This window comes from Cohaesibacter intestini (assembly GCF_003324485.1).
In the GTDB taxonomy this organism is placed as follows: domain Bacteria; phylum Pseudomonadota; class Alphaproteobacteria; order Rhizobiales; family Cohaesibacteraceae; genus Cohaesibacter; species Cohaesibacter intestini.
This window is the reverse complement of sequence record NZ_QODK01000003.1, coordinates 265,863-278,099: the sequence shown is the minus strand read 5'-3', so window position 1 is coordinate 278,099 and position 12,237 is coordinate 265,863. Positions and strand designations below refer to the sequence as shown.

Here is a 12,237-nt window from a genome sequence, read left to right as displayed (position 1 = left end):
GTCACAAGCAACGCGACTTGGGTCTGGGAGAGAATCAGTCTCGCCAGACCGGAAAGGAAGGATAGCATGTTTGCAATTGGAGGCCCTCAGGCCTATGGCGGCATGCAGCCCATGGGTCCGGGAGCACAAATCGGACAAGAGCTGCAGTCGATGGCCGAAAGCGGTGAAATCAGCTCCGAGGACAAGGTAGCGCTTCAAAGCGCTGTCTATGAAATTGGCAATGAACTGCACAGCTCGCGCCCCGAAAGCGGCTCAACCCCTCCAACAGGGGACGAAATCAGCGAGAAAATCGACAGCCTGATCAGCGAACAGGTCGAAGCCGGGACGCTGACGGAGGAGCAGGCAGAAACCCTCAGTGACGTGTTCGAAAGCGTTCAGGCCGCTGCTCCGCAAGGCGGCCCGCCTCCGGGTGGACCTGGTGGCCCCGGCGCTGGCGGCCCTCCTCCGAGCGGAAGCAACTCCGAAGAGAGCGACACCAATGCGATGCTCGAACAGTTTCTGCAGAATCTTCAGGAGCAATCGGCGACGAGTTATGCCTCCTCGGGCAGTGTCTCGGGCGAGTCTTCATTTCTGTTCAACTATTCAGCCTGACACCGCTCTTTCGCATTTCCTACGGGCAGCAATCTGGTGTTGATCATGTTGCCATTCTTTTATAGGGGCTCACGGACCAATCGGCGCACGGCATCCCAGCTAGGCGTTTGCGTCCCTGAGCTCCTTTTCTTTCCGGTCAGTCTGTCACGTTCGCACGCTTCTTCCCCATTCCTTTGCACTTGCGACCATATTCTCCTTGCCAACAGGGTTAAATTCTTTATTTTCGAATAGTAGAAAATACTAAAATAAGATCGGACGGACGCCTATTGATGCTCCGCTGACAAAGGTTGGTTTGGCGTGTCTTCCTCTATGGATGGGTGAAGGGCGCCAGAAATATTCGGAGGTGTGAGATGGTTCTCAACTGGAAAGTGGGTGGGCTCTTGCTGGGGGGCGTGTTCTTTCTCGCGGTCCTGCTGGTCAAGCCCATTGGGGTTTCGACACAGTTCGTCATCCTTGATGGCATCTTGTGGGATGCCGTCAATCCGGCAATTGTGGTGGTCGATGAAACCGCCAAGAGCGGCTATGCGAGCCCGAACGCCTATTTGAACAAGAGCGGCGGCAAATATGCCAAGAATGTCGCCGAACCGATGAATTACAGCTTCATATTCGTTCTGGCGATGGTTGGTGGCGCCGCTCTGTCCGCATTCCTTCGTGGCGGCGTGTCGGCTGAGGAGCGGGAAATGCCAGAAGTCTGGCGGGAGAATTTCGGCTCATCGACCACCAAACGCTATGTCTGGGCCTTCATTGCCGGTTTTCTGGTGCTGTTTGGGGCGCGTCTGGCTGGCGGCTGTACGTCGGGACACATGATGAGCGGCATGATGCAGACCGCTCTGTCGGGCTATATTTTCACCGCGGGTGCTTTTCTTGCCGCCTTCCCGATTGCTCTCTTCGTCTTTAAAAAGGGGAACTGATCCATGGCCATTTTCCTCGCACTCGTCATTGGCGGCTTGTTTGGCTTCACCCTTGACCGGATCGGCGCGACCAATCCGGGCTATATCATTCGCATGCTCAACCTGTCGAACCTGCATTTGCTCAAAACGATCATGCTGGCAATCGGCACATCGTCGGTGCTGATGTTTGCCGGCATTCTGGCAGGTCTGGTCGATCCCGGTCACCTATCGGTCAAGGATGCCTATAGCGGGGTGTTTGTTGGCGGCTTGCTGCTTGGGGCAGGCTTTGCGATTGCAGGCTATTGTCCGGGCACCAGCGTCACCGCGGCCGCAACCGGGCGCAAGGACGCGCTGTTCTTCGTGCTTGGCGGCCTGTTTGGTGCAGCGGCCTATATGCTGGCCTATAGCGGCGTCAAAGCCACGGGCCTGCTGGACAAAATTGCAGGCGGCAAGGCCACGTTGGGGATGGTGACGGACACCGACTATCCATTCCTGATTGGCGGCTTGTCGGGTGAAGTGATCGGCATTGGACTTGGCATTGCCTTCATTGCCATTGCAGCGCTGGCTCCTGCCAAACTGTTCGGAAAAGGCTAACGCCATAGCGCCCAATAATCAGACGCCCAAAAACAAACGCAAAAGCCCGGCCTATGCCGGGCTTTTTTGTGCTCGTCTTGCTGTGAAACAGGCTGCAAATGGCAGGAGTCACACGCCATTCAGGCGCGTCAAAGGGCAGCGCATCGCCGTCTGCGAGGCGCGCCAACAATCCGCATGCATGATCCTATTCGCAGGAACAACGGTCCTTCAAGGCAGCCAGTGCCGAGATGGTGTGATCAAAAAGAGCTGAAAGAGCGGTCAAAAAAAGCATCGTGCGCATGTCTGCCCCCAAATAATTCTTCGCCACAACGGGCGTCCCAACGGGTCAAAGTGACTGGATTCTATCTCTAACGTGTCTTAACCATGACCTAATCGGTCATTTAGGCTTTATTACGGCAATTTCAATATGCCGGATCAGATTTTCCCTTTTCAGGCGTTGCCTCGGGAGGCAGGTCCGCTTCTTGGCCAATTTCGCATTGTCCGGCAAGGGCCCTGCTCTCCCTTTGTTGCTTCGTCCGATGCTCAGAGAATGGCGATCAAATGTCGACAGAAAAAGGCGAAGTGTAATCTCAGCCTATCGAAATGTATCAAAGGGTATCGGTCACCGGGCAACCACTGATTGATTTTGCGCAGCAGTCCAAAAACAACGCCGGACAAGTCCCCTTTTCCCACATTCCCGCCATTGGGAGAATTTGTCATTTGTTCGATATATTGGTGACCAATATGTAGTAACCTGAATCAAGCGGGTAAAACTGGTTTGATCCATTTAATGGTTGTCGAGACATAGACAGAACAAAAATCAAACAAACGAGTCGCTTTTTTACCTTTGAATGCCTAGATGGAACAAAGAGTGATCAGGGCATTTGAAACGACGTTGAAATTTCTTTGTTATTTGTTACTCAGTTAACCGATTAAGAGCGTGTTAACCTTCTTCTGACAATCCCCCTTATCCGAGGTTTTGGACATCCCCATGAATATGCTCAGTTCTGTCGACATCTATTGCGAACGCACCGATGCGAGCTATTGGTCAGAGCCGATCAATGCCCTGACCAATCTGTCCTTTGTCCTTGCTGCGCTGTGGGCCTATTGGACCTATCGCAAGATCAAGGCTGAACAAGGCCCAACCGGCGGTCCGGACATGCTTGTTCTGGTTGCAATTGTCATGGCAGGTCTGATCGGCATTGGCTCCTATCTGTTCCACACCCACGCCACGGTCTGGTCGTCCCTTGCCGATGTGATCCCGATCTGGACTTTCGTTGCTTATTATCTGTTTTTGTCGATGTACCGGATTGTCGGATTGCCGTTTTGGCGGGCGGTTCGGGTTTATGGAATCACACTTGTGTCCATTGCCGCGACCCTCTGGCTGGTTTCCACGGTTCTGCTGGCATCCGACGGGACCGAGGCCAGCAGCGACGGGCTGAATGGTTCAACGCAATATCTGCCGGGGATGATCGCCCTTTACGGTTTTGCACTGGTTATGCTGATCCGGCGTCACCCGGCCATGGGTTGGATTTTGGCCGCTGCGGTGACTTTCACCACCTCTATTTTCTTCCGGACCATTGACATGATGGTCTGTGATGCGCTTCCTCTTGGGACGCACTTTCTATGGCACAGCCTCAATGGCCTGTTCATCGGATTTCTGCTGCAAGCACTGGTGCGCCATGGCAGAGCAGCACCAACCGCTTCTACCACCTCCAAACACATTTGACGCCCATGATCCCGAGCCCCGCCTTCATATTCGACAATATCGCCCCGGTCTTTTTCTATGCCGGTATCATCGTTTTCGCGATGTCTGGGGGCCTCAGAGCCATTCAGGCCGAGATGGACCTGTTTGGTGTGTTGATGGTGGGGTTTGTCACAGCGGCCGGTGGCGGCACCCTGCGCGACATCCTGATCGGCTCGGTGCCGGTCAATTGGGTGGTGGATCCGATGCCTCTGGCCATCATTCTGCCTTCCGCGCTGACCGCTTACGGCATTCAGCGGATCGGCTGGGAGCAGCGACAGATTTTCAACTGGATCGACGCGATCGGCATGTCGGTTTTTTGCATCACCGGCGCCGCCCTGACGGTGGAAATGGGATTGCATCCGGTCATTTGCATCATGATGGGCATGATCACCGCGACGTTCGGTGGATTGGTACGGGATATTCTTTGCAATGTGGTGCCACTGGTGCTGCGTCAAGAAATCTACGCCACGGCGGCCATGCTGGGATCGACCCTCTATGTGATCCTGCAGCAGTTTGACATGGATCGCTCGGTCAGTGCCCTTGTGGGCATGAGTGCAGCGCTGATCCTGCGCGGTGTTGCGATCCGCTACAAGTTCAACATCCGCGGCAACGCCGGAGAAGCGCCACCGCAGATGTTTGAACGCCATGAATGACCCTCAGGCAGTTTGCACCGCTATCGGATTGTCGTCTGCCTTGCGCTTGGACACAGCATCCTTTGCAGGCTTTGCCTTGCCCTTGGACAGGCGACGCCAGAGCCATTCCGCCGGACCAAGGCGGAAGTATCTGAGGTAGATGGCAGAGAAAATCAGCTGCGCGAAGGCAATGCCAAAGGCCATCATGAGCAGATCAAAATGTCCCATTTGGCCATATAGCCCCAGCCCATAGCCAAAGAACAAACTGGTGCAGATGATTGTCTGCATCATGTAGTTGGTCAGTGCCATGCGGCCCGCGGCGGCAAACAGGCGGGTGACCAGATTGAACAGACGCACCTTGGACAAGGTCATGATCAGCCCCAGATGACCCATTGCCATGGCGATCCGGCCCACATCATAGCTGAAATTGGTCCAAAGCGGTGCCTCAAGGCTCAAAGTGACCTGCAGCAGATCGGAGAAGGTCTCAAAGCCATTGACCAGCAATCCGACGGCATAGCCTCCCAAACAGAGGCTGAGATAGAAGGATAGCGATTTCTGCCCGGTGATGATGCCAAGCTTGAAGAAGGCCATGCCGATGAAAAACAGGATGCCAATATCCGTGAAATGGTTGGTCAGCAACTCGGATGAGTAGTTTGCAAGGCTGGTCTGAGACAAGTTGCGCATGATCACGCCGTAACCCTGTTGCATTTCGTCAACCTCACCGGCCCAGATCGTACCCAAATAGCCAGTCAGCAGTTCCTCGTTGGTTTCGGTATTGCTCTCGGGCTGGCTTGGCTCTGGCTGATTTGCATCCGGTTGAGCCGCCTGTGGCGCGGTAGGCGCTGCTTGACCGTCGGTCTCGGCTCCAGAGTTTGCGCCAATGTCACCAGGGGATTGCTCGGTCGCATTTTCGGCTTCATTGAGTGCGCTTTCAACGCTCTCATTCTGCGTCGGGCTGGCAGTAAAAAGATCGCCATTCTGCAGATTAAGCATAGTTGCGGAGACCACCATCCCTGCGACTGCGATGCCTAACAGGGCTTTTGGCGACATATTTCGAAATGGAAAGAGAAACAGGCCCAACAATCCGTAAATAAACAGAATGTCAAATGAGCAGAGCAACAGAAAGGAATGCACAAGCCCGAACGCCATGAGCCACATGGAGCGACGGAAGTATAAATCAATCTTCTCTACATTTACTTTATCAATACTTGAGAACACCAACATGGCCGCTGCACCGAACAACAAGGCAAACAGCGCGCGCATCACCCCGTCGACAAACACCTCAACAAAGGCCCAGCTGAGAATGTCGCGATATTCGCCACTGTTCCAGATGGTTGGAAAAGAATAAGCGTAGGGTGGAATTGCAAAGGCAAATATGTTGCGCATCAGGATACCACAGACCGCGAATCCACGCACGGCATCCATTCCAAGATATCTATTTTTATTATTACAATTCAGTATATTAGTACCTTGCAAAGGTTGTGCTTCGGCATGTGTTTCCGTCATGATCGGAAAGCCTCATCGATGGAGTTAGGGAGAAACCCGGCACGACCGGCACACGGAATCGCGCACGCGCTGACGCGCGTCGACACGATGCCGAACCGTCACTTGGAAGGATCATTTCCAAAATGTCTCCGAGGGTCGACTGCAGCTTGATCATCCGGGGCAGCACGAGAAACCCGGACAGGCGATTGCAAAACCTGAACTTACCATTGGATCTAAAATATCGAATTTCGCAATAAAAATTAAATATTACCCACAGAATCCATAATGAACCAGAATGAACACTTCATCACTTCTTCCAATATCCACACTTTACAAGTTGAGGTCTCATTTTCTATATAGCGATTGCCCCTTGGCTCCACTAGGATGGCGAACCTTTATCGAGGGCGTGCCTTGATTTTCCGCTCACAGAAGAGCGAGAAGCCGCCCGTCTTCTTAACTGCAAGCAGGCCTTGAGCATGGATCTCAGAGGCGCTGCCTTGATGTCAGGATCACCAACGGTGACAACTCTCTCTCGTCCAATGAAAATCTGCTTTCTCATGTATCCGTGGGAGCAGATCGAGCCGGAAACGGACACGACTCTTCGCCTGATTTTCGAGGCGTGGCAGCGCGGCCATATCGTGACAATGGCGACCCAGACCAGCCTGACGCTGCGCGATACCGAAGCCTATGGCTTTTGTCAGGTGATCCGCTGCAACGGCACCCCGAAAACTGCGGTGCATTTCTACAAACAAGCTGTTCTGACCAAGAAAATGCTGCCACTGGCAGGCTTTGACACCATCTTCATGCGCGCCAATCCACCGCTTGATCCGACGGTGCTGAACTTCCTTGACGCAGTCAAGGAGGATGTCTTTATCTGCAATGATGTCAACGGCTTGCGACTGGCGAGCAGCAAGATCTACACCGCTTCACTCTATGATCCGGCGAACAATTTCGTCCCCGTCACCCATGTGTCCAAGAACAGGGACTATCTGGAGCGCGTGCTGGCGGAATCCGAAGGGGACAGGATGATCCTCAAGCCCTTGCGCGGCTATGGCGGTCAAGGGGTGATCATTGTCGAGAAAGGATCACGCGCCAGCTTCCGCTCGCTGCTCGATTTCTATCTTGGTGCCAGCAATGATCAATATGTGATCCTGCAGGAATTCGTCCCCGGAGCCGAACAGGGGGACGTCCGGGTGATGATGCTGAATGGTGAGCCGATTGGCGCCATGCGCCGCGTGCCCGCAGACGGGGACCTGCGTTCCAACATTCATCAGGGTGGCAAAGCGGTCAAACATGTTCTGAACAAGGAAGAAAAGGCGCTTTGCAAGCATATCGGGCACAAGCTCGTGCGGGACGGGCTGTTCTTTGTCGGGCTCGACATTATCGGCGGCAAGCTGATCGAGGTGAATGTCCTCAGTCCGGGCGGCATCGTCCGCATCAACAAGCTGAATCGCACGCGCTTGCAGGTCAAAGTCATCGATTTCGTGGAATCGGTCATCGCCACGCGGGAAGTCCTGATGGCGCGCCGCTCGCAATATCAAAGGTTGATCGAAGATGCAGTCACTGAGTCTTGATGCGATCCTCGCCAAAATCGAGGCGGGGGACCCCTTTCAGGCACGGGAGCAGGAGGGCTGCTTCGAGCTGCATTTCGACCCATCGATGCCGTATCTCTGCACCGCCATCCATGATGGTCACAGCTTTTCTGCGGATCTGGAAGCCCATTGCAATCTGGACGAAGCAGAGCGGATTTATGAAGAGGACCCGCACACGGCAGAGCTGATTTCGGCCTTGCCGACACGGATTGTCGGGCTCGACAGCCGCTATGAATATGACCTCAACCGCGCGCCCGATCAGGCCATTTATGGCACGGCTTGGGGCAAGGTGGTCTGGAAGGACAGCCTGCCGGACGTTTTGGTCGAGCGTTCGCTTGCCAAGCATACCCGCTTTTATGACATGGTGGCAGCGGTCTTGTCCGCGCTTTCGCGGCGTCATGGGGGCTGTGTCGTCTATGATCTCCATTCCTATAATGGCGAACGGCGGGGCGGTTCTGCTGCGCCAGCCTTCAATATTGGCACCGCTCAGGTCGACATGCGGCGGCATCGGGCATCGATCCAGTATCTGGCGCGCCAACTCGAAAAGAGTGAAGTCGGAACCGAACCGATCCGGGTTGGCATTGATGAAGTGTTTGAGGGGCGCGGCTATCTCGCCAGCTTCTGCCGAGCCCATTCCAATCTGGTGCTGTGTGTACCGCTGGAAGTGCGCAAATTCTTCTGCGACGAGAAAAGCGGTGCTGCCTGGCCGGTGATGGTGCAAGCATTGAAGGAGGAGCTGACCCGTTCGATCACGTCGCACGCTGCCTATGCGGCGAACAAGCGGTCGAAAATCCGCCAGTTCCTACGCCACGAGCTTTTGGCCAACGGCCTGTCAAAGCGGGTGCGGGAGCTGGACAAGACACTTTACCGGATCGCAGGCAATCTGGATCCGCTGCTCTATATCAACCCGGTCAATCTGGACAGCGAGCGGAAGAAATTCTTCGCTCGCAAAGGTCATTATGAACCGCAGTTCCGCTATCGGCATCTGGATATCGACCCGTTTCTGGTCAAGGAACAGCTCTTTCGTCTGCCGTTCGAGGAGATTGAAGACCCAACCCTGCAGAGCCTTTATCGTCATGCCATCAACAGCCTGAGCATGAAGGTCGACCTGATGTCGGTGATTGGCAGCAAGGACTGCCTGTATAATTCCTTGCGCTATTATGGCGAGCCGGACCGGTTCGACATGGCCAATGCAGGCTTTCTCATTCACGCAGCGATCCCCGATGCAGAAAGAGTGAAAGGTCGACAATTGAATGACCATCAGATCCTGGCGATGATTCAGGATGAGGTAGACTATTACCAACTTGACGCCAAGGTGCTGTTGTCCAACCGGATCATCGCCGGGGCGATGGTTGAGAATAATCGCTATCGGGTGTTGGTGCGCAAGGGCCACACATCGTCGGAGCGGGCGGCCCGTGCCCTGTGTCACCATGAGGTGGGGTTGCATCTGGTCACCGCAGCGATTGCCCGTCGTCAACCGCTTGAGCTGTTCCGACTGGGCATGTCCGGCTCGACCGAAGCGCAGGAAGGTCTTGCGGTTTTGGTGGAGTATCTCTCGGGCAACCTGACCATGATGCGGCTAAAAACCCTTGCCCTCAGGGTGATTGCCGTGCGCTGCCTGCTGGATGGTTACAGCTTCGTGCGCACATGGCAATGTCTGACCGAGGATCACGGTGCCAAGCCGGAGCAGGCCTTTATGGTCGCTGTGCGGGTTTTCCGTGGAGGTGGTTTTACCAAGGACTTTGTCTATTTGCGCGGACTAGCCAAGGCTGCTGCCCATGCACGATCTGGCAAGAGTTGGGAACCATTGCTGATCGGCAAGGGATCCTTCGCCACCTATGACCGGATCGACGATCTGCTCAAACGCGGCATTGCCAAGAGCCCGACAATCCTGCCCCGCGCTCTGGTCAATCCGATGCCGACCAATCCGCTGCATGATTACCTGATCAGTTCGCTGCGCAGCCATGAGAGCCGGCCAAGCGAGACGTCTGTCTCGCCGATTGTCGCCTTCCCGCCTCGTGAAACAGAAACCATGGTCGCTGTATAGAGCTGAAAGTCAGCGGGCCCTCTCACCAGCAGGCCCCTCTCAAATGTCAAAGGGGACGGTGATAAACCGTCCCCTTTGTTGTCTCAGTGCAGGTGCTGATCCTAGATCAGTTCGGTGCCTGTGATTTCCAGACCAAAGCCTTCAAGGCCCACATAGTGGCGTTCCTTGGAAGAGAAGAGGCGGATCGAGGAAATGCCGAGTTCGGTCAGGATTTGAGCGCCCAGACCGATGTCACGCCAATCTTCGTCGCGACCTTTCGCGCTGACATGCTCTTCGGCTTCGGCCAGTTCCAGGCCTTCCCGCGGGCGCATGGAGCCGGTGACAACACCGGGAGAACCATCACGCAAATAGACCACCACACCACGATCCGAAGCAAAGCGAGCGACGATGTTGTCGAGGGTATCGGTTTTGCCAAACACGTCGCCGATGACATTTTCCTGATGCAGGCGCACCGGAATGTCCGTGCCGTCGCGAATGTCACCAAAGATCAGCGCCAGATGCTCCATATCGTCGAACTGGGCCTTGAAGGTAATCGCTTTGGCGTCCCCATGGCGGGTCTGGATGGTGAACTCTTCCACCTTCTCTACCAGACGCTCAGTGCGCTGACGATAAGCGATGAGATCGGCGACAGACACATGTTGCAGGCCATGCTCTTCAGCAAAATCGAGCACCTGCTGACCCCGTTTGACGGAGCCATTGTCATTGACCAGTTCAGAAATCACGCCGACGGCTGGCAGGTTGGCCAGCTTGCACAGATCAACGGCGGCTTCGGTGTGACCGGAGCGCACCAACACCCCACCATCTTTGGCGACCAGCGGGAAAATGTGGCCCGGGCGTACAAAGTCATCAGGCTGGGTGTTGCCACTGGCAAGGCCATGCACCGTCGTGCAGCGTTCCTCAGCGGAAATGCCGGTGGTGGTGCCATGCTTGAAATCAACGGAGATGGTGAAAGCTGTCGACAAGGGGGCATTGTTGTTCGCCACCATCGGGTCAAGCTTGAGGCGCGCAGCGTCCTGCACCGTCATCGGGGTGCAGACGATGCCGGAACTGTGGCGAATGATGAAGGCCATCTGTTCAGCAGTCACCTTGCTGGCGGCGACAATCAGGTCACCTTCATTTTCACGATCATCATCATCCGTGACAACCACCATCTCGCCCTTTTCAAAGGCACGGATGGCGTTCGCGACGCGTTCCATCTTGGACATTTCTAGTCTCCCAAACTGATGACGGCATAGTGCTTCTGCGGGCCGTCTTATTTGTGTCCCGATTGTTCTAGCGGGAAAATCCGATTTAGGGATCGGGCGCTGTTTATCAAGCCCCCGACGCTCCTTCGTCCCCGTTTGACCGGTCCTGTTGAGGCTTAGCCCTGTTGGGCACGATGCAAAAGGGTATGATCCGCCAGAACGATGGCCAGCATGGCTTCTCCAACAGGCACGGCACGGATACCGACACATGGATCGTGGCGCCCCTTGGTCCTCACATCCACTTCTGCTCCGGAGCGGGTGATGGACTGTTTTGGCGTCAGAATTGAGCTGGTCGGTTTGATCGCAAACCGTACGACCACGTCCTGACCATTGGAGATGCCCCCCAAAATCCCCCCCGCATGATTGGACAGGAAGACCGGCTTGCCGTCCGGACCGATCCGCATTTCATCGGCATTGTCTTCACCGGTCAGGGCTGCCGTTTCAAAGCCATCGCCGATTTCAACCCCCTTGACCGCGTTGATCGACATCATGGCCGAGGCGATATCCTGATCAAGCTTGGCATAGATCGGCGCGCCAAGCCCAACCGGCACACCGGAAGCAACCACTTCGATCACTGCACCAATGGAGGAGCCTGCCTTGCGGATGCCGTCGAGATACTCAGCCCAGAGGCTTGCTGCCTCAGCATCGGGGCAGAAGAAGGGATTGTTATTGACTTCACTCCAGTCCCAATTGTCGCGATTGATCTTGTGTGGCCCCATCTGGACCATCGCACCGCGAATGGTGATGTGAGGGACGACCTTGCGGGCAATCGCCCCTGCAGCGACGCGCATGGCGGTTTCGCGGGCCGAAGACCGACCACCACCGCGAAAATCACGCACGCCATATTTGGCGTCATAGGTATAGTCTGCATGGCCGGGACGATAGCGTTCGGAAATGTCGCCATAATCCTTGGAGCGCTGATCGGTATTTTGAATGATCAGACCGATGGAGGTGCCCGTGGTGACTTGCGCGCCGGTCTGCGGATGGGGGAAGACACCGGACAGGATTTCAACCTGATCCTTTTCCTGTCGCTGGGTGGTGTAGCGAGACTGACCGGGCCGCCGGCGATCAAGATCCTGCTGGATTTCTTCGCGCGTCACTTCGATCAGGGATGGACATCCATCAACGGTGCAGCCAATGGCCGGGCCGTGGCTTTCGCCCCAGGTGGTGACACGGAAAAGATGTCCGAAACTGTTATGCGACATGGATGGCTTTGTTCCCGTCATTCAGGCGCAAGACAGGGGATTGCAACGCCCTGCTCGACGCTTTTCATAAGTTCTGCTGACGGATGTATTAAAGAGCGGTGGCGCAAAGGTCAAATCATCAGTTGACCGACTTTCGCCATTGCTGGCTCTTGAACCTGACATATCAGGGGAAATAAAAACCAACGCCCAAGGTGTTCTTGCCGCCATCGGGCAAGCACCGCGTCGACCTTC

At 55.3% G+C, this 12,237-nt stretch carries 10 protein-coding genes; 7 read left to right on the top strand and 3 right to left on the bottom strand.

The features are described 5' to 3' along the window. Positions 1–66 precede the first annotated feature (66 nt). From DSD30_RS12000 to DSD30_RS11980, 5 genes are all read left to right on the top strand, one after another. Positions 67–591 carry a hypothetical protein gene (locus DSD30_RS12000; protein ID WP_245418458.1) on the top strand — a complete coding sequence of 175 codons (525 nt, stop codon included), beginning with the start codon at positions 67–69 and terminating at the stop codon, positions 589–591. 350 nt (positions 592–941) lie between these two features. After that, on the top strand, positions 942–1,502 hold the full coding sequence (locus DSD30_RS11995; RefSeq protein WP_114009931.1) for a YeeE/YedE thiosulfate transporter family protein: 561 nt from the start codon (positions 942–944) through the stop codon (positions 1,500–1,502). 3 nt (positions 1,503–1,505) lie between these two features. Further along, complete coding sequence (locus tag DSD30_RS11990; RefSeq protein ID WP_114009930.1) at positions 1,506–2,075, top strand: DUF6691 family protein; 570 nt, start codon at positions 1,506–1,508, stop codon at positions 2,073–2,075. Positions 2,076–3,045: 970 nt separating this feature from the next. Further along, a complete protein-coding gene (locus DSD30_RS11985; protein ID WP_114009929.1) occupies positions 3,046–3,783 on the top strand; it encodes a ceramidase domain-containing protein in 738 nt (245 codons plus the stop codon). A gap of 5 nt (positions 3,784–3,788) precedes the next feature. Next, a complete protein-coding gene (locus tag DSD30_RS11980) occupies positions 3,789–4,454 on the top strand; it encodes a trimeric intracellular cation channel family protein (protein ID WP_198662931.1) in 666 nt (221 codons plus the stop codon). Between the two features lie 3 nt (positions 4,455–4,457). Here the strand turns inward: DSD30_RS11980 and DSD30_RS11975 are convergent, their stop codons facing one another. Then, positions 4,458–5,849: a DUF418 domain-containing protein gene (locus tag DSD30_RS11975; protein ID WP_157967677.1), complete on the bottom strand. Its 1,392-nt coding sequence runs from the start codon at positions 5,847–5,849 to the stop codon at positions 4,458–4,460. A 587-nt stretch (positions 5,850–6,436) separates the two neighbouring features. Here DSD30_RS11975 and DSD30_RS11970 point away from each other — a divergent pair. Next, entirely contained in the window at positions 6,437–7,492 is a 1,056-nt protein-coding gene (locus tag DSD30_RS11970) for a glutathione synthetase (RefSeq protein ID WP_198662930.1), read from the top strand. Beyond that, positions 7,473–9,557 carry a tyrosine/phenylalanine carboxypeptidase domain-containing protein gene (locus tag DSD30_RS11965; RefSeq protein ID WP_114009925.1) on the top strand — a complete coding sequence of 695 codons (2,085 nt, stop codon included), beginning with the start codon at positions 7,473–7,475 and terminating at the stop codon, positions 9,555–9,557. Before DSD30_RS11970 ends, DSD30_RS11965 begins: the two co-directional genes overlap by 20 nt. A 101-nt stretch (positions 9,558–9,658) precedes the next feature. Here DSD30_RS11965 and ribB read toward each other — a convergent pair whose 3' ends face one another. Continuing rightward, positions 9,659–10,762 carry a 3,4-dihydroxy-2-butanone-4-phosphate synthase gene (gene ribB, locus DSD30_RS11960; RefSeq protein ID WP_114009924.1) on the bottom strand — a complete coding sequence of 368 codons (1,104 nt, stop codon included), beginning with the start codon at positions 10,760–10,762 and terminating at the stop codon, positions 9,659–9,661. Positions 10,763–10,917: 155 nt separating this feature from the next. Next, a complete protein-coding gene (aroC, locus tag DSD30_RS11955) occupies positions 10,918–12,006 on the bottom strand; it encodes a chorismate synthase (RefSeq protein WP_114009923.1) in 1,089 nt (362 codons plus the stop codon). Positions 12,007–12,237 lie beyond the last annotated feature (231 nt).

Excerpts from the sequence above, each read along its gene's own strand:
- DSD30_RS11990 (WP_114009930.1), top strand. The coding sequence starts at position 1,506 with ATGGCCATTTTCCTCGCACTCGTCATTGGCGGCTTGTTTGGCTTCACC.
- ribB (WP_114009924.1), bottom strand. The coding sequence starts at position 10,762 with ATGTCCAAGATGGAACGCGTCGCGAACGCCATCCGTGCCTTTGAAAAG.
- DSD30_RS11965 (WP_114009925.1), top strand. The coding sequence starts at position 7,473 with ATGCAGTCACTGAGTCTTGATGCGATCCTCGCCAAAATCGAGGCGGGG.
- DSD30_RS11980 (WP_198662931.1), top strand. The coding sequence starts at position 3,789 with ATGATCCCGAGCCCCGCCTTCATATTCGACAATATCGCCCCGGTCTTT.
- DSD30_RS11985 (WP_114009929.1), top strand. The coding sequence starts at position 3,046 with ATGAATATGCTCAGTTCTGTCGACATCTATTGCGAACGCACCGATGCG.
- DSD30_RS12000 (WP_245418458.1), top strand. The coding sequence starts at position 67 with ATGTTTGCAATTGGAGGCCCTCAGGCCTATGGCGGCATGCAGCCCATG.
- aroC (WP_114009923.1), bottom strand. The coding sequence starts at position 12,006 with ATGTCGCATAACAGTTTCGGACATCTTTTCCGTGTCACCACCTGGGGC.
- DSD30_RS11995 (WP_114009931.1), top strand. The coding sequence starts at position 942 with ATGGTTCTCAACTGGAAAGTGGGTGGGCTCTTGCTGGGGGGCGTGTTC.